Origin of the sequence: Noviherbaspirillum sedimenti (assembly GCF_003590835.1) — a bacterium.
Lineage (GTDB): Bacteria > Pseudomonadota > Gammaproteobacteria > Burkholderiales > Burkholderiaceae_D > Paucimonas > Paucimonas sedimenti.
The window spans coordinates 4,577,655-4,594,462 of the sequence record NZ_QYUQ01000002.1; the positions used below are offsets into that span (position 1 = coordinate 4,577,655).

Annotated in this window: 16 protein-coding genes; 7 read left to right on the top strand and 9 right to left on the bottom strand. The window is 61.1% G+C overall.

Annotated elements, in window-relative coordinates:
* Positions 1-17: 17 nt before the first annotated feature.
* The 8 genes from holA to D3878_RS21265 all read right to left on the bottom strand — a co-directional run bounded on the left by holA (position 18) and on the right by D3878_RS21265 (position 7,287).
* Positions 18-1,037, bottom strand: coding sequence for a DNA polymerase III subunit delta (holA, locus tag D3878_RS21230; protein ID WP_119787282.1), 1,020 nt, complete (start codon positions 1,035-1,037; stop codon positions 18-20).
* 2 nt (positions 1,038-1,039) lie between these two features.
* Positions 1,040-1,552, bottom strand: coding sequence for an LPS-assembly lipoprotein LptE (locus tag D3878_RS21235; protein ID WP_119787283.1), 513 nt, complete (start codon positions 1,550-1,552; stop codon positions 1,040-1,042).
* An 11-nt stretch (positions 1,553-1,563) separates the two neighbouring features.
* Entirely contained in the window at positions 1,564-4,224 is a 2,661-nt protein-coding gene (gene leuS, locus D3878_RS21240; RefSeq protein ID WP_119787284.1) for a leucine--tRNA ligase, read from the bottom strand.
* Positions 4,225-4,350: 126 nt separating this feature from the next.
* Positions 4,351-4,677, bottom strand: a complete 327-nt coding sequence (locus D3878_RS21245; protein WP_119787285.1) for a barstar family protein — start codon at positions 4,675-4,677, stop codon at positions 4,351-4,353.
* Between the two features lie 4 nt (positions 4,678-4,681).
* A complete protein-coding gene (locus D3878_RS21250) occupies positions 4,682-5,128 on the bottom strand; it encodes an ExbD/TolR family protein (RefSeq protein WP_119787286.1) in 447 nt (148 codons plus the stop codon).
* A gap of 87 nt (positions 5,129-5,215) precedes the next feature.
* Entirely contained in the window at positions 5,216-5,923 is a 708-nt protein-coding gene (locus D3878_RS21255; protein WP_119787287.1) for a MotA/TolQ/ExbB proton channel family protein, read from the bottom strand.
* 3 nt (positions 5,924-5,926) lie between these two features.
* Entirely contained in the window at positions 5,927-6,730 is an 804-nt protein-coding gene (gene dapB, locus D3878_RS21260; protein WP_119787288.1) for a 4-hydroxy-tetrahydrodipicolinate reductase, read from the bottom strand.
* A 29-nt stretch (positions 6,731-6,759) separates the two neighbouring features.
* Complete coding sequence (locus D3878_RS21265; RefSeq protein WP_233556415.1) at positions 6,760-7,287, bottom strand: outer membrane protein assembly factor BamE; 528 nt, start codon at positions 7,285-7,287, stop codon at positions 6,760-6,762.
* A gap of 121 nt (positions 7,288-7,408) precedes the next feature.
* Here D3878_RS21265 and fur point away from each other — a divergent pair, with 121 nt between their 5' ends.
* Entirely contained in the window at positions 7,409-7,840 is a 432-nt protein-coding gene (fur, locus tag D3878_RS21270; RefSeq protein WP_119787290.1) for a ferric iron uptake transcriptional regulator, read from the top strand.
* Positions 7,841-7,862: 22 nt separating this feature from the next.
* Here the strand turns inward: fur and hrcA are convergent, their stop codons facing one another.
* On the bottom strand, positions 7,863-8,885 hold the full coding sequence (gene hrcA, locus D3878_RS21275) for a heat-inducible transcriptional repressor HrcA (protein WP_119787291.1): 1,023 nt from the start codon (positions 8,883-8,885) through the stop codon (positions 7,863-7,865).
* A 160-nt stretch (positions 8,886-9,045) separates the two neighbouring features.
* Between hrcA and D3878_RS21280 the strand changes: the two genes are divergently transcribed.
* The 6 genes from D3878_RS21280 (at position 9,046) to dnaJ (ending at position 16,782) form a co-directional block, all read left to right on the top strand.
* Positions 9,046-9,957 (top strand): NAD kinase, encoded by a 912-nt coding sequence (locus tag D3878_RS21280; RefSeq protein ID WP_119787292.1) that lies wholly within the window; start codon positions 9,046-9,048, stop codon positions 9,955-9,957.
* Between the two features lie 5 nt (positions 9,958-9,962).
* A complete protein-coding gene (recN, locus tag D3878_RS21285; RefSeq protein ID WP_119787293.1) occupies positions 9,963-11,612 on the top strand; it encodes a DNA repair protein RecN in 1,650 nt (549 codons plus the stop codon).
* Positions 11,613-11,688: 76 nt separating this feature from the next.
* A complete protein-coding gene (gene hemH, locus D3878_RS21290; protein ID WP_119788067.1) occupies positions 11,689-12,795 on the top strand; it encodes a ferrochelatase in 1,107 nt (368 codons plus the stop codon).
* A 97-nt stretch (positions 12,796-12,892) separates the two neighbouring features.
* Complete coding sequence (gene grpE / locus D3878_RS21295) at positions 12,893-13,438, top strand: nucleotide exchange factor GrpE (RefSeq protein ID WP_119787294.1); 546 nt, start codon at positions 12,893-12,895, stop codon at positions 13,436-13,438.
* 92 nt (positions 13,439-13,530) lie between these two features.
* A complete protein-coding gene (dnaK, locus tag D3878_RS21300; RefSeq protein ID WP_119787295.1) occupies positions 13,531-15,474 on the top strand; it encodes a molecular chaperone DnaK in 1,944 nt (647 codons plus the stop codon).
* Between the two features lie 174 nt (positions 15,475-15,648).
* Entirely contained in the window at positions 15,649-16,782 is a 1,134-nt protein-coding gene (gene dnaJ, locus D3878_RS21305) for a molecular chaperone DnaJ (protein WP_119787296.1), read from the top strand.
* The last annotated feature ends 26 nt before the right edge of the window (positions 16,783-16,808 follow it).

Below are 16,808 nucleotides of genomic sequence, written 5' to 3' on the forward strand. Positions count from 1 at the left end.
AATTTCGATGCCGGCGCTCAGCGTCCGGTCGCGACCTTCAGGCCCAGTTGCAGCATGGCGTCCCAGGCGTCGCCCGCGAATGCTTTGGCGCGCAAACCTTTGACCATCTTATCGATTTGCGCGGCTTCCTGCAGCGCCGCCTGCAGCGTGGCCAGCGAGATGCGCCGCAGCGCCGGTTCCATCAGGCGCTCGCGCGGTCCCCAGATGCGGTACTCTTTTAACAGCATGCCGAGCGGGCGACCCTGCGTCATGCCCGACTTCAGCTTCAGCAGCGTGCGGATTTCTTCGGCCACCGCCCACAATACCAGCGGCAAGGCTTCGCCTTCGCCTTTCAGGCCTTCCAGCATGCGCGCCAGGCGCGCGCTGTCGCCAGCCAGCATGGCCTCATTCAGCTTGAAAACATCGTAGCGGGCCACGTTCAGCACCGCATCCTGGATCTGTTCGAAGCTGAGCTTGCCCTCCGGGTGCAGCAGCGCCAGTTTCTGGATTTCCTGGTGCGCGGCCAGCAGGTTGCCTTCGACGCGCTCGGCGATGAAATCGATACCCTGGCGGTCGGCGCTCTGCTTTTGCGCCGCCAGCCGCGTTCCGATCCAGCCCGGCAACTGGTTGCGTTCCACCAGCGGGATGTCGATGTACACGCCGGCCTGCTGCAGCGCGCCGACCCAGGCCGCCTTTTGCGTGGCCCAGTCGAGCTTGGGCAGGGTGATCAGCGTGACGTTGTCCGGCGACAGGCTGGCGGCGTAATGCTGCAGCGCCTGGCCGCCTTCCTTGCCCGGCTTGCCGGTGGGGATGCGCAGTTCGATCAGCTTGCGTTCGCCGAACAGCGATTGCGACTGGTTGGCTTCCAGCAGGGCGCCCCACTTGAAGCTGCGTTCGACCACCAGCACTTCGCGTTCGGAAAATCCCTGCACGCGCGCCGTCTTGCGGATGCGGTCGGCCGCTTCCAGCGCCAGCAGGTGCTCGTCGCTGGCGATCACGTACAGCGGCGCCAGCGGCTTGGCCAGATGCGCTTCGAGGGCGTCGATCCGCAGTTGCATGATTATGACGGTTTGATTGCCGCCAGCCGGCGCAGGATCTGCTGCACCAGGTCCGACTGCATGTCGCGGTACAGCATGGCTTTTTCGCCTTCCTTGGCCAGCACGGCGGCTTCGTTGAAGCTCATGTCGCGCTTGAGCACGATGTCGGTCGGCTCGAGCAATTGCTGGCCGCTGCCATCCAGCACCCGAAAGCCGAAATAATAAAACAGCGACAGTTCGCGGATGCGACCCTGGCTGTTGAGCGACAGCACGGATTCCGTGCGCTGTTCGGACAGCGGCTCCAGCACGGCTTCGGCCGCCTTGCGGTCGCTGGCGATTTCGGTGCTGCCGCTGGCGCGGATATAGCGCCGCAACTCGACGCCCAGCGGCGAGTTTTCGGCGAAGGCCAGGTAGATCGTCTTGAACGGCAGGCGGGTTTGCTCCGCTCCGCGCAGGCGGAAGCCGCAGGCGCTCAGTGCGGAGGCGCCTGCCAGGCTGGCCAGCAGGGTGAGCGCGTTACGGCGCGGGTTGCTCATGCGTTTGCTCCTCAGGCGACGATATTGACCAGCTTGCCAGGCACCACGATGACTTTTTTCGGGGCGCCTTCGATAAATTTCTGCACATTCTCGTTGGCCAGCGCCGCCGCTTCGATCGTCGCCTTGTCGGCATCTTTCGAGACCTTGATGCTGCCGCGCAGCTTGCCATTGACCTGCACCATCAACTCGAGCTCGGCCTGTTCCAGCGCGGCCGGATCGACTTGCGGCCAGGGCGCGTCGAGGATGTCGCCGTGAACCTTGGTCAGTCCGGTTTCCTGCCACGCCACGTGGGTGATATGCGGCGCCACCGGATTGAGCAGGCGCAGGAAAATCGACAAGCCTTCGGTGATCACGGCGTTCGATGCAGCCGAGTCGTCGAATTTCGCGCCTTCCAGCGTGTTCAGCATCTTCATGCAGGCCGACACCACGGTGTTGTACTGGATGCGCTTGTAGTCGTGATCGGCCTGCTGCAGGATCTTGTGGATTTCGCGGCGCAGGGTCTTGTGGCTTTCCGGTAGGCTGGCGAAATCGCCCGGCGCTGCGGCGGCGATGCGCGCCGACTGCGCATAGGCATAATTCCACACGCGCTTGAGGAAGCGGTTGGCGCCTTCGACGCCGGTGCCCGACCATTCCAGCGTCTGTTCCGGCGGCGAGGCAAACATGGTGAACAGGCGCGCGGTATCGGCGCCGTACTGGTCGATCTGCGCCTGCGGGTCGATGCCGTTGTTCTTCGACTTCGACATTTTTTCGGTGCCGCCGATCGCGACCGGCTGGCCGTCGGCTGTCAGCTTGGCGGCCACCGGGCGGCCCTTGTCATCCAGGCTCAGTTCGACATCGGCCGGGTTGAACCAGGTCTTCTTGCCGGATTCCTCTTCGCGGTAATAGGTTTCGTTCAACACCATCCCTTGCGTGAGCAGGTTGACGAAGGGCTCGTCGAACTTGACCAGGCCGAAGTCGCGCATGACCTTGGTCCAGAAGCGGGCATACAGCAAATGCAGCACGGCGTGCTCGATGCCGCCGATGTACTGATCCATCGGCATCCAGTAATCGGTGCGCTCGTCGACCATCTTGTCGGCGCTACCCGGCGCGCCCTGTGGCGCGGTATAGCGCATGTAATACCACGACGAATCGACGAAGGTATCCATGGTGTCGGTTTCGCGCCGCGCCGGCTTGCCGCATTGCGGGCAATCGACGTGGAGGAATTTTTCGTGCTTGTTCAAGGGATTGCCGCTGCCGTCCGGCACGCAATCTTCCGGCAGCACCACCGGCAAATCCTTTTCCGGCACCGGCACGTCGCCGCAATCGGCGCAGTGGATGATCGGGATCGGCGTGCCCCAGTAGCGCTGGCGCGAAATGCCCCAGTCGCGCAGGCGGTAGGTGATTTTCTTTTCACCGATGTTCCGGGCCGCGAGGTCGGCAGCGATGGCATCGACTGCCTGCTGGTAGTTCATGCCATCGTACTTGGCGGAATTGACGCAGCGGCCGTTTTCCTTGTCGCCATACCATTCCTGCCAGGCGTCCAGCGAATAATCCTGGCCGTTGACATCGACCACCTGCTGGATAGCCAGGCTGTATTTTTTTGCAAAGGCGAAGTCGCGCTCGTCATGCGCCGGCACACCCATCACGGCGCCGTCGCCATAGGTGATCAGGACGTAATTGCCGACCCAGACTTCGACCTGCTTGCCGGTGAGCGGATGGGTGACGAACAGGCCGGTGGCCATGCCCTTCTTTTCCATGGTCGCCATGTCGGCTTCGATCACGCTGCCTTGCTTGCATTCATTGATGAAGGCGGCCAGCGCCGGGTTGGCTTGCGCCGCGTGCGTCGCCAGCGCATGTTCCGGGGCGACGGCGCAAAAGGTCACGCCCATGATGGTGTCGGCGCGGGTGGTGAAGACCCACAGCTTGCCGTCGTTGATCGCCTGGCCGGCCGCATCCTTGATGTCATGCGGGAAAGCGAAGCGCACGCCGGTGGACTTGCCGATCCAGTTCGATTGCATGATGCGCACGCGCTCGGGCCAGCCCGGCAGTTTGTTGTCGACGAAGTCGAGCAATTCTTCCGCGTAGGAGGTGATGCGGGCGTAGTACATCGGGATTTCGCGCTTTTCGATGAGCGCGCCGGAACGCCAGCCGCGGCCGTCGATCACCTGTTCGTTGGCGAGCACGGTCTGGTCGATCGGGTCCCAGTTCACGGTGCCGGTCTTCTTGTAGATGATGCCCTTTTCCAGCATCTTCAGGAACATCCACTGGTTCCACTTGTAGTACTCGGGGCGGCAGGCGGTCATTTCGCGCGACCAGTCGATCGCCAGGCCCATCGCCTGCATCTGCTTTTTCATGTAGTCGATGTTCGAATACGTCCATTGCGCCGGCGGCACGCCGTTGGCCATCGCGGCATTCTCGGCCGGCATGCCGAAGGCATCCCAGCCCATCGGCATCAGCACGTTGTAGCCGTTCATGCGCAGGTGGCGGTACATCACGTCATTGATGGTGTAATTGCGCACATGCCCCATGTGCAGCTTGCCCGAAGGATAGGGCAGCATCGAACAGGCATAGAATTTCTTCTTGTCCTGGCCGTTCTTGTCTTTTGCGTGTTCGGCGGCGCGGTAGGCGTCGATCGCTTGCCAATGGTCTTGCGCCGATTTCTCGACATCGGCGGGGCTGTATTTGTCTTGCATGACGGATGGTAGGGAAATGGGATATGAACCCGCCATTATACTGGTTCGGGCAAGGGCTTACGAGGCGGCAAAACCATGTCATGCTGCCGCAAAATGATGGAATTGCCGCAAAAACGGCGCAATCGGTCAGCGCAGTAGCAGTTTCAAAGCGGGTTTTTCGCCGTAATCGGCATAGCGCTCGTTGATGCCTTCGATGCAGAAGGCCAGTTCTTCCAGCAAGTCGGGGGCCTGCTGGCGCAGGGTGTCGGCTTGTGTCACTTCGATTTCCAGCACTTCCTCTTCGGCCAGATGGAAGCGGGTCATGCCGTCATCGTCGCGCAGATAGGAGAGGCAATCGACCCAGGCATCCAGGTTGTTGCCATAAAAATCAGGGAAACCGAAAGCCTCGCGGCATTGCGCATGAAAGGCGGGCCAGTCGGTGATGGTCGCGCCATCGAGGAGGACATGTGCCATGGTCTTATTTCGCCGGCGCTGAGCTTGGGGCCGCAGCCGGTTTGGGTTCCGTCACGAAACCAAGCTTGTTCAGTCCGTTGCCCTGGGCGGCCGCCATGACCTCGGCGATGATTTCGTAGCGGGTAGCTTTGTCGGCGCGCAATTGCAACTCCGGTTGCGGCTTTTTCTGTGCCGCCTGCGCCAGGCGCGCGGCCAGGTCTTGCCGGGCGATGACGTCATTGCCCCAGAAGATTTGCCCCTCGCCATTGATCGACAGCGAAATGGTTTCCGGCTTTTCCGGCGCTGCTTCCGCCTGTGCGGTCGGCAAGTCCAGCTTGATGGCGTGGGTAAACAGCGGCGCGGTGATGATGAAAATCACCAGCAAGACCAGCATCACGTCGACCATGGGCGTGACATTGATGTCCGACATGGGCGCTGCCTGCTGGTTCTGGTTGAATCCGCCGAAGGCCATTTTGTTACCTTGAGATACTCATATCTATAATGTTGGGTACAGAGTAATTCGTCGCGCTGCGGCGACTCACAAACTCTGTCCCGCAATTCAAGAACTACTCTGTCCCGCAGCTGGTACAACGCGTGCGCCAGTAGTCAGGTAGGCATGCAAGTCATGTGCAAAGCCATCCAGTTCCGCCAGGGTGAGGCGATTGACGCGGGTGAAGGCATTGTAGGCCAGCACCGCCGGAATCGCCACTAGCAGGCCAAGGGCGGTCATGATCAGCGCTTCGCCAACCGGGCCGGCGACCTTGTCGATCTGTACCGTGCCGGAAGTCGAGACCGCGACCAAGGCATGGTAGATGCCCCAGACGGTGCCGAACAGGCCGACAAAGGGGGCGGTGGAGCCCACCGAAGCCAGCAGGGTCAGGCCGTTTTCCAGGCGCGCGGCGACGCGGTTGATTTCCTGGCGCAAGGTGCGGGTGATCAGTTCGCCCGGGTCGGTATGGGCATTCAGCGAGCCGGCCTGGTTGCCGACACTGGCGGCCTGGGCGCTTTGCGCGGCCAGCGGCGTGTAGACGCTTTCCGGGTCGGCGGCGCGGATCAGGGCGATGGCATCGGTCAGGGTCGGCGCATTCCAGAACGCTTCCAGGGTCCGGGCGCTCTTGCGGATGCGCCACGAAGTCCAGGCCTTGGAGAGGATGTAATACCAGCTGGCGATCGACATCAGCAGCAGGGCGTAGGCGACCGCATGCGAGACGGCGTCGCCCTGCGCCCAGTAGTGGGCGAAACCGAGGGTAGGGGTGGCTGGATTCATGGATCAGCGCAGGCCGAGCACGTCCTGCATGTCGTACAAGCCGGTGCTCTTGTCGGCCAGGAAGCGCGCGGCGCGCAGGCTGCCATGCGCATAGGTGACCCGGCTGGACGACTTGTGGGTGATTTCAATGCGCTCGCCGATGCCGGCAAACAGCACCGTATGGTCACCGACGATATCGCCGCCACGGATAGTGGCAAAGCCGATCGAGGACGGGTCGCGCGGACCGGTCACGCCTTCGCGCGCGAACACGCCGACTTCCTTGAGGTCGCGGCCGAGCGCCTCGGCCACGACTTCGCCCATTTTCAGCGCGGTGCCGGAGGGGGCGTCGACCTTGTGGCGGTGATGTGCCTCGATGATTTCGATATCGTAGCCTTCGGCGAAGCTTTTTGCCGCCATTTCCAGCAGTTTCATGGTGACGTTGACGCCGACACTCATGTTGGGCGCGAACATGATCGCCGTCTTTTGCGCGGCGGCGGCAATTGCCGCCTTGCCGGCATCGTCAAAGCCTGTCGTGCCGATGATCACCTTGATGCCGTGGGCAGCGCAATATTCCAGGTGTTTCAGGGTGCCTTCGGGGCGGGTGAAATCGATCAGGTAATCGGCATTTGCCAGGCCTTTGGCCAGGTCCGATTCGATGGCCACGCCGCAGGGCTGGCCGGCGAAGGCGGTGGCATCGCTGCCGACATATTGTCCCGGGATATCGAGGGCGCCGGCCAGCACGGTGTCGTCAGCTTCCTGTACGGCTTCGATCAGCATGCGGCCCATGCGGCCGGAGGCGCCGGCAATGGCGATTTTTAATGGATTCATGAGGCTAAACCAGTTCTGTTGGCAAAATATTACTTGGCCGGCGTTGCCACTTTTGGCGTTGCCGTTTTCGATGCCTGCGGCGTCGTGCCAGCGATCAGGGACAGGAAATCCTGTTCGGTCGGCAAGGTGCCGGCATCGATATTGGCTACGCGGTTATCCTGGAAATGTACCGCGATGCGGCTGCTGATCACTTCACCATTGCCTTTTTGCATACGGAATACGTAATCCCAGCGGTTGGCGTGGAATATATCGTTCAGCAGGGGCGTGCCCAGCACGAAGCGCACCTGGTCCGCGGTCATGCCGGTCTTGAGTTGCGCCAGCTGTTCTTGCGAGATGAAGTTGCCTTGCTGGATATCGATCCGGTAGGGCGAAAAAATCCCGAACAGGCGCTTTTCTTTGGTGGTCTGCACTCCCGTGGTGGCCGGTACGGCAGCCTTGGGCTGCTGGGCTGCGACGGCAGGGGTGCTGGTGGCGGCAACCGGCTCTTCCATCAAGGGATTCTTGCTGGCGCAGCCGATCAGGGCGCAGGCCGCGACCAGACACAATGCCTGAGACAAGGCTGAAGCGGAAGGTAATACTGGAAACGGCAGGCGCATAAATAGTAGAGTCTTGATCGAATCAGGAAATTTTTGCAGAAACACTATATGATAAAGCAGAACTCAGCTTCCAACCATAATCATGCCGAACAATCCTTCCGACTTGAAAGCCAGCGGCCTGAAGGCCACCCTGCCACGCTTGAAAATTCTGGAAATCTTCCAGAACAGCGCGGTGCGCCATTTGAGCGCGGAAGACATCTATAAAGTCCTGCTAGCCGAGAATATGGATGTCGGACTGGCAACCGTCTATCGCGTGCTGACGCAATTCGAGCAGGCCGGCCTGTTGCATCGCAATCATTTTGAAACCGGCAAGTCCGTCTTCGAACTGAATCAGGGTTCGCACCATGACCACCTGGTATGCCTGGATTGTGGCCTGGTGGAAGAATTCTTTGATGACGAGATCGAACAGCGGCAACAGAAAATCGCCGGCGAGCGCGGCTTCAAGATTGCCGACCATGCGCTGGCGCTGTATGGCCATTGCACCAAGGAGAACTGCCCCCACCGCGGGCGTTGAATGCTGACTGAAGGGCTGCCGGCTAGTGGTGGCTGAGGGCGTTCGACAGCAGCTTGGCGGTGATGTCGACGATCGGGATTACCCGTTCGTATGCCATGCGTGTGGGGCCGATCACGCCTAGCGTGCCGATGATCTTGCCATTGGCTTCATAGGGAGCGGTCACCACGCTCATTTCGTCCATCGGCACCAGTTGCGATTCGCCGCCGATGAAGATTTGCACGCCGGTGGCGTTGCTGGAGATGTCCAGCAATTGCATCAAGCCGGTCTTTTGCTCGAAAACTTCAAACAATTTGCGCAGCGACGCCATGTTGGACGACAGGTCCGACACCGACAGCAGGTTGCGCTCGCCGGAAATCACCACATCCTCGCCGGTATCGGCCATGGCATCGCTGCCGGCTTCCACCGCTGCCTGCATCAGCGCGGTCATGTCGTCGCGCAGCTGGCGCAGTTCGCCCTTGAGGCGCAGGCGCACGTCGTCGAAACTCATGCCGCCATAGTGCTGGTTGATGTAATTGGCGGCATGCGTCAGTTGCGACGGCGTGTAATCGGCCTCGGTCAGCAACAGGCGGTTTTGCACCTCGCCGTTGGGGGCGACGATCACCAGCAGGATGCGCTTTTCCGACAGGCGCAGGAACTCGATTTGCTGGAACACCGATTCATGGCGCGGGGTCAGCACCACACCGGCGAATTGCGACAGCGACGACAGGATCTGCGCCGCGTTGGAAAGCAGTTGTTGCTGCGAATGGGATTGCAGGCGGGAATGCATTTTCGATTCCAGCCCCGACTCGTCGATCGATTGCACCGTCAGCAGGGTGTCGACGAAGACCCGGTAACCGCGCGGCGTTGGCACCCTGCCGGCGGAAGTGTGCGGACTGGCGACAAAGCCCATCTCTTCCAGGTCGGCCATGATGTTGCGGATGGTGGCCGGCGACAGTTCCAGCCCGGATATCTTCGACAGCGCCCGCGAGCCGACCGGCTGGCCGTCGGCAATATAGCGTTCGACTAAGGCTTTCAAGAGGGTTTGTGCGCGGCTATCGAGTTGCATGGAAGTATTGTAACCAGCACCTATGGGCTAAGCTAGAGTCTGTTTGGCATGAATGTGGCATTTCAGGCGGCTTTCACGGTGAGCTCACTTCTTTGGATACTAAATGGGTGCTTGTATGCCATCTTTCAAGACTGGCCATAAATATGGTCTAATCCGCACCATGCTATCAAACAAGTTCTCTTCTACTCACGTCAAGACCATTGCCATCGTCGGCAAGCCGATGGCCGCTGGTATTGGCGATTCTTTGATGGAAATTGCTGCTTTCCTGGCCAGCATCGGGCACAAAGTGGTGTTTGAGGCTGAGACTGCCCGCAATATTGCCCTCGACCATGTAACCGCGCTTTCTCCGGAACAAATCGGCCTGCAAGCCGATGCCGCCATCGTGGTTGGCGGCGACGGCACCATGCTGGGGATCGCCCGGCAACTGGCGCCTTACAATGTGCCCTTGATCGGGATTAACCAGGGGCGCCTGGGTTTCATGACCGATATCCCGGCCGAGCGCATGATGCCTGTACTGGCTGACATGTTGTCAGGCAAAATCGAATCGGAACAGCGCAGTCTGCTGGAGGGTGAAGTCTTGCGCGACGGCGTCAATATTTTCCAGGGGCTGGCCTTCAACGATGTGGTGGTCTCGCGCGGCAGCGGCGCCGGCATGGTGGAATTGCGGGTCGAAGTCGATGGCCACTTCATGTATAACCAGCGCTCGGATGGCTTGATCGTGGCCACGCCCACCGGCTCCACCGCCTATGCCTTGTCGGCCGGCGGACCCTTGCTGCATCCGAACCTGGGCGGCATTGCGATGGTGCCGATCGCCCCGCACGCCTTGTCGAACCGGCCGATCGTGCTGTCGGACAGTAGCGAGATCGTGATTGAAATCGTCAATGGCCGCGATATCAGCGTCAACTTCGATATGCAAACCTTCGCCAGCCTGCAGCACCATGACCGCGTGGTGGTGCGCCGCTCGCGCCATGTCATCACCTTTCTGCATCCGTCCGGATGGAGTTATTTCGATACCCTGCGCGAAAAATTGCACTGGCACGAATATCCCTCGGCCGAAGGAAAGTTAAAATAACAACTATGCTGCGCACACTTTCCATACGCGATTTCGTCATCGTCGATGCCATCGAGCTCGACCTGGCCGGCGGTTTTACCGTATTTACCGGCGAAACCGGCGCCGGCAAATCGATCCTGATCGATGCCCTGGCGCTGGCGCTGGGCGGCCGCGGCGACGCCAGCGTGGTGCGCGAAGGCGCGGCGCGCGCCGATATCACGGCGGAATTCGCCGACGGCGCCGAAACTGCCGCCTGGTTGGCGGAGAATGAATTCAATCGTGACGACGGCGCCATCCTGGTGCGCCGCGTGATCGACAATGCCGGCCGTTCCAAGGCCTACATCAACGGCATCGCCGCCACCGCCACGCAATTGCGCGAGCTGGGCGAATTGCTGGTCGATATCCATGGCCAGCATGCGCACCAGTCCTTGCTGAAAGCCGACGGCCAACGCCGCTTGCTCGATGGTCAGGGCGGTTTGCTGGAGGAGGCCAGGGCGGTCGCCGCCGCCTGGAAAGCCTGGCGCGCGCTGGCCCGGCAGCGCGAGGAAATCGAGGGCAATGCCAGAAGCGTGCTGCTCGAGCGCGAGCGCCTGGAGTGGCAGGTGGGCGAGCTGGAAAAGCTGGCGCCGAAAGCCGGCGAATGGGATGAGGTGAACCAGGAATACAGCCGCCTGTCGCATGCCGCTACCCTGATCGATGGCGCCCAGGAAGCGCTGACGGCGATTTCCGAGGCCGAGGACGAGCCGATGCTGGCACGCCTGTCGACGCTGAACCAGCGGCTGGCGAAACTGGCCGATATCGACGAAGCCCTGAAACCGGTGTTGGAAGTGCTGGAGCCGGCCCGCATCCAGTTGCAGGAAGCGGTGTATGCATTGAACGATTATCTCGACCGGCTGGAACTCGACCCGCAACGGCTGCAGGAAGTCGAGCGTCGCATGGGGGATCTGCATGCGACGGCGCGCAAGTTCCACGTCGAGCCGGAGGCCTTGCAGGCCGAGCTGGAAAGCCTGTCGGCGCAATTGCGGCAGCTGGCCGACGCCAGCGACCTGGACGCGCTGAAGGCGCAGGAAGAAAAGTTGAAGTCGGCTTATCTGGCGGCCGCGCAGAAGCTGTCAAAGGCGCGCGCCAAGGCCGCCAAGGCGCTGGGCGCGGCAGTGACATCGGCGATGCAGGACTTGAGCATGGCGGGCGGCCGCTTCGAGGTGGCGTTGAATCCGGGCGAGCCGGCTGCGCATGGCCTGGAACAGGTTGAATTCCTGGTGGCCGGCCACGCCGGCACCCAGCCGCGGCCGCTGGCCAAGGTCGCTTCCGGCGGCGAACTGGCGCGCATTTCTCTGGCGATCTCGGTGATCACTTCGAGCGCGACGGCAACCCCGACCCTGATTTTCGATGAGGTCGATTCCGGCATCGGCGGCGGCGTTGCCGAGGTGGTCGGTCGTTTGCTGCGCCGTCTCGGGCAGGACCGGCAAGTCCTGTGCGTCACCCATTTGCCGCAAGTAGCCAGCCAGGCCAACCAGCATTTTCAGGTCAGCAAGCGCAATGCAGGCGGCAAGACAGTGTCCGGCATCGCGGTGCTGGAGACAACTGCGCGTATCGAGGAAATCGCCCGCATGCTGGGCGGCCTGGAAATCACGGCGACGACCCGCAAGCACGCCAGGGAACTGTTGGCGCTCTAGCCGCATGCCGCTCGGCACGGCATCCTGCGCGCCGTCGTGCACTTCATTTCACCTGATCCTGTCGAATCGAGAACAGATGGCTTTTCGCAAAGAACCCCCCTATACCCATGGCACGGCGGAACAGACCGCGGTCGTGCTGGTCAACCTTGGCACGCCGGATGCGCCGACCGCGCCTGCGGTGCGACGCTACCTGAAGCAATTCCTGTCCGATCCGCGTGTGGTGGAGATTCCCAGGGCGCTGTGGGCGCCGATCCTGCATGGCATCATCCTGCCGTTTCGCTCCGCCAGGTCGGCCGCCAAGTATGCGTCGATCTGGGGCGCCGATGGCTCGCCGCTGAAGGTCCATACTGAAAAGCAGGCCATGCTCCTGCGCGGCTATCTGGGCGAACGCGGCCATCAGGTGCAAGTCGCGCATGCGATGCGCTATGGCGCGCCCTCCCTGCCGCAGGTCTTGCAACAGTTGCAGGAACAGGGCTGCAGCCGCATCCTGGTGTTGCCAGCCTATCCGCAGTATGCCGGCAGTACCACCGCATCGGTCTATGATGCGGTATTCGCCCATTACGCCGCCCAGCGCAACGTGCCGGAGCTGCGTCTGGTCAGGCATTATCATGACCATGAAGCCTATATCGAAGCGTTGAAGCATTCGGTGCTGGCGCACTGGGACGCGCATGGCCGGCCCGACAAGCTGGTCATGAGTTTTCATGGCGTGCCCCGGCGCACGCTGGAACTGGGCGACCCTTACCATTGCGAATGCCACAAGACGGCGCGCCTGGTGGCAACGCAACTTGGCCTGACTGACGAGCAATACCTCGTGACCTTCCAGTCGCGCTTTGGCAAGGCCGAATGGCTGCAGCCTTATACCGCGCCTACCTTGCGACGACTGGCGCAGCAGGGCATCAGGCGCGTCGATGTGATGTGCCCGGGTTTTGTCGCCGATTGCCTGGAAACCCTGGAGGAAATCGATATGGAAGTCCGGCAGGATTTTCTCGACGCTGGCGGGCGTGAATTTCACTACATTCCTTGCTTGAATGAAAATCCGGCCTGGATCCATGCCTTGACTGATATTGCTGAGGAGCATTTGTTGGGATGGCCGACCATGTCCAATGCTGCTGCCCGCGATGCGCAAGCGCGCGAATTGGCCATCAGTCGGGAGCAGGCGCGGCGCCTGGGTGCGGTGCAGTAGGCGGCGCTGCAATAGGCAGAGGGGGCTTGAAAATGCCGAAAATAGTCCCATATGGCTAAAATTGTTATTTAAGTCATTGATTGTTGGAGGGGTTTCGATGCAAGAACAGGAAAAACAAACTGGGCCGGAAGTCGGCATAGAGGAAGAGACGATCGCCGCGGAAACTGGCGCTGGCGTGGCCGAGCAGGATCTGGCGGAAAAACTGGCCGCTGCCGAAGCCAAGGCGGCGGAATTCCAGGATGCCTATTTGCGGGCCAAGGCCGATGTCGAGAATTTCCGCCGCCGCGCCCAGGAAGACATTGCCAAGGCGCATAAATTCGCCATCGAGGGTTTTGCCGAAGCCCTGGTGCCGGTCAAGGATAGTCTGGAAATGGCACTGAAAGTCGAAGCGCCTTCGGTCGAATCCCTGCGGGAGGGGGTCGAAATGACCTTGAAACAATTGAATGCCGCGTTTGACAAGGGCCGTCTGGCCGAGGTTAATCCGCAAGCCGGCGACAAGCTCGACCCCATGAAGCACCAGGCGATTTCGATGGTGCCGGCCGAGCAGGAAGCCAATACCGTGGTCAGTGTGCTGCAAAAAGGCTATACCATCGCCGACCGCCTGCTGCGCCCGGCCCTGGTGACGGTTGCGCAAGAAAAATAAGCGTAATTTTGCGGAAGGCGCTTGAAAGTACGGCATTTCTCCACATATTGACGACATCAGAATCTGTTATCCAGCTATAAAAGGACAAAATCATGGGCAAGATTATCGGTATCGACCTGGGCACCACCAATTCATGCGTTTCCGTCATGGAAGGCGGCCAGCCGAAAGTGATTGAAAACTCCGAGGGCGCGCGCACCACGCCTTCCGTCATCGCTTACCAGGACGATGGCGAAATCCTGGTCGGCGCGCCGGCCAAGCGCCAGGCGGTGACCAATCCGAAAAACACGCTGTATGCCGTCAAGCGTCTGATCGGCCGCAAGTTCGATGAAAAGGAAGTGCAGAAGGACATCAGCCTGATGCCTTATGCGATCAGCAAGGCCGACAATGGCGACGCCTGGGTGACGGTGCGCGACAAGAAGCTGGCGCCGCCGCAGATTTCCGCCGAAGTCCTGCGCAAGATGAAAAAGACCGCCGAAGACTACCTCGGCGAGGAAGTCACCGAAGCCGTGGTGACGGTGCCGGCCTACTTCAACGACGCCCAGCGCCAGGCCACCAAGGACGCCGGCCGTATCGCCGGTCTCGATGTGAAGCGCATCATCAACGAGCCGACCGCGGCAGCGCTGGCGTTTGGCCTCGACAAGACCGAAAAGGGCGACCGCAAGATCGCCGTGTATGATCTGGGCGGCGGCACTTTCGACGTCTCCATCATTGAAATCGCCGACGTCGATGGCGAAAAGCAGTTCGAGGTGCTGTCCACCAACGGCGACACCTTCCTCGGCGGCGAAGACTTCGACCAGCGCATGATCGATTACATCATCGACGAGTTCAAGAAGATCAACGGCCTCGATCTCTCCAAGGATGCCATCGCCCTGCAGCGCATCAAGGCTTCCGCCGAGCGCGCCAAGATCGAACTGTCGTCGTCGCAGCAGACCGAGATCAACGAGCCGTACATTGCCATGGTCAATGGCGCGCCGGTCCACCTGAACCTGAAGATCACCCGCGCCAAGCTGGAATCGCTGGTCGAAGAGCTGGTCGCCCGCACCATCGAGCCGTGCCGCACCGCCATCAAGGATGCCGGCGTCAAGGTTTCCGATATCGACGACATCATCCTGGTCGGCGGCCAGACCCGCATGCCGATGGTGCAGGAAAAAGTCCGGGAATTCTTTGGCAAGGATCCGCGCAAGGATGTCAATCCGGACGAAGCCGTTGCCGTTGGCGCAGCCATCCAGGGTTCGGTCCTGTCGGGCGATCGCAAGGACTTGCTGCTGCTGGACGTGACCCCGCTGTCGCTGGGTATCGAGACCCTGGGCGGCGTGATGACCAAGATGATCCAGAAGAACACCACGATTCCGACCAAGTTCAGCCAGGTGTTCTCGACCGCCGACGACAATCAGCCGGCGGTGACCATCAAGGTCTACCAGGGCGAGCGTGAAATGGCCGCCGGCAACAAGGGCCTGGGCGAATTCAACCTCGAAGGCATTCCGCCGGCAGCACGCGGCACGCCGCAGATCGAAGTGACCTTCGACATCGACGCCAACGGCATCCTGCACGTGAACGCGAAAGACAAGGCTTCCGGCAAGGAAAACAAGATCACCATCAAGGCCAATTCCGGCCTGACGGAAGAGGAAATCCAGAAGATGGTGCGCGACGCCGAGGCCAATGCCGAGGAAGACAAGCGCCTCAAGGAGCTGGCCGAAGTACACAACCAGGGCGATGCGCTGGTGCACTCCACGCGCAAGGCACTGGGTGAATACGGCGACAAGCTGGATGCCGGCGAGAAGGAAAAGATCGAGTCGGCCATCAAGGATCTGGAAGCCAGCCTGAAAGGCAATGACAAGGCCGATATCGAAGCCAAGGTGACGGCACTATCCACGGCGGCGCAAAAGCTTGGCGAGAAGATGTATGCTGATGCCCAGGCGCAGCAGACCGCGGCTGGCGGCGGGGCGGAAGGTGGTAGCGGTTCACAACAGCAAGAAGCCAAGCCGGCCGAGGACGACGTGGTGGATGCCGACTTCAAGGAAGTCAAGGACAAGTAAGCCGCAACTGGCCGCGCGGCGGGAAGAAATTCCCGGCGCGCGGCGGCGCGCCGAGTCGATGTGGCCGTTACGGCCCCCGGCTCGGCGTTTTCCGTTCAGGCAGAGCCCATTTCAGGAAGCCTGCCAGCCGGCAGTTTCACGAAATTGGTTTTGAAATAATAAGGTGCCGACAAAATGGCAAAGCGAGATTTTTACGAAGTTTTGGGAGTGGGCAAGAACGCTTCGGATGAGGAAATCAAGAAAGCGTATCGCAAGCTCGCAATGAAACACCATCCGGACCGCAATCCGGACAGCAAGGGGGCCGAAGAGAAATTCAAGGAGGCCAAGGAAGCCTACGAGATGCTGTCGGATCCGCAAAAGCGGGATGCCTATGACCGCTACGGCCATGCGGGGGTCGACCCCAACATGGGCGCCGGCGGTGGCGGTGCTGGCGCCGGCGGCTTCGCCGATGCTTTTGGCGACATTTTCGGTGACATCTTCGGCAATGCCCGCGGCGGTCGCGGCGGCGCTGGCGGCCCGCAAGTCTATCGTGGCGCCGACCTGCGCTACAACCTCGACATCAGCCTGGAACAGGCCGCGCACGGCTTCGATACCACCATCCGCGTGCCGTCGTGGGATGGCTGTGATGTCTGCCATGGTAGCGGCGCCAAGCCGGGCACCCACCCGGCCACCTGCCCGACTTGCGGCGGTCATGGCCAGGTGCGCATGCAGCAGGGTTTCTTCAGCATCCAGCAAACCTGCCCGAAATGCCACGGTACCGGCAAGATCATCCCCGAGCCTTGCACCGCCTGCGCGGGTGCCGGGCGCATCAAGCGCAACAAGACGCTGGAAGTGAAGATCCCTGCCGGTATCGATGATGGCATGCGCATCCGCTCAAGCGGCAATGGCGAGCCGGGCATGAATGGCGGCCCGCCGGGCGACCTGTATGTCGAAATTCATATCAAGCAGCACGCGGTATTCCAGCGCGACGGCGATGACCTGCACTGCGAGATACCGATCTCCTTCGCCAAGGCGGCGCTGGGCGGCGAGGTCGAAGTACCGACCCTGAGCGGCAAGGCATCCTTCTCGCTGCCGGAAGGAACGCAAACCGGCAAGACTTTCCGCCTGCGCGGCAAGGGTATCAAGGGGGTGCGTTCGGGTTATCCGGGCGACCTGTTCTGCCATGTGGTGGTGGAGACGCCGGTCAAGCTGACCGACAAGCAAAAGGACCTGTTGCGCGAACTGGAGCGGCTGACGACTGAAGGCGGTGCGAAGCACAACCCGCAATCGAAATCCTGGATGGACAAGGTCAAGGGCTTTTTCGAATAAGGCGAAAAATCCCGCGTACCACCAAA

Coding starts and splice junctions, on each gene's coding strand:
- fur (WP_119787290.1), top strand. CDS start 7,409: ATGCCGAACAATCCTTCCGACTTGAAAGCCAGCGGCCTGAAGGCCACC.
- dapB (WP_119787288.1), bottom strand. CDS start 6,730: ATGAATCCATTAAAAATCGCCATTGCCGGCGCCTCCGGCCGCATGGGC.
- hrcA (WP_119787291.1), bottom strand. CDS start 8,885: ATGCAACTCGATAGCCGCGCACAAACCCTCTTGAAAGCCTTAGTCGAA.
- D3878_RS21255 (WP_119787287.1), bottom strand. CDS start 5,923: ATGAATCCAGCCACCCCTACCCTCGGTTTCGCCCACTACTGGGCGCAG.
- grpE (WP_119787294.1), top strand. CDS start 12,893: ATGCAAGAACAGGAAAAACAAACTGGGCCGGAAGTCGGCATAGAGGAA.
- D3878_RS21235 (WP_119787283.1), bottom strand. CDS start 1,552: ATGAGCAACCCGCGCCGTAACGCGCTCACCCTGCTGGCCAGCCTGGCA.
- D3878_RS21250 (WP_119787286.1), bottom strand. CDS start 5,128: ATGGCCTTCGGCGGATTCAACCAGAACCAGCAGGCAGCGCCCATGTCG.
- hemH (WP_119788067.1), top strand. CDS start 11,689: ATGGCTTTTCGCAAAGAACCCCCCTATACCCATGGCACGGCGGAACAG.
- D3878_RS21245 (WP_119787285.1), bottom strand. CDS start 4,677: ATGGCACATGTCCTCCTCGATGGCGCGACCATCACCGACTGGCCCGCC.
- dnaK (WP_119787295.1), top strand. CDS start 13,531: ATGGGCAAGATTATCGGTATCGACCTGGGCACCACCAATTCATGCGTT.
- D3878_RS21280 (WP_119787292.1), top strand. CDS start 9,046: ATGCTATCAAACAAGTTCTCTTCTACTCACGTCAAGACCATTGCCATC.
- dnaJ (WP_119787296.1), top strand. CDS start 15,649: ATGGCAAAGCGAGATTTTTACGAAGTTTTGGGAGTGGGCAAGAACGCT.
- recN (WP_119787293.1), top strand. CDS start 9,963: ATGCTGCGCACACTTTCCATACGCGATTTCGTCATCGTCGATGCCATC.
- leuS (WP_119787284.1), bottom strand. CDS start 4,224: ATGCAAGACAAATACAGCCCCGCCGATGTCGAGAAATCGGCGCAAGAC.
- holA (WP_119787282.1), bottom strand. CDS start 1,037: ATGCAACTGCGGATCGACGCCCTCGAAGCGCATCTGGCCAAGCCGCTG.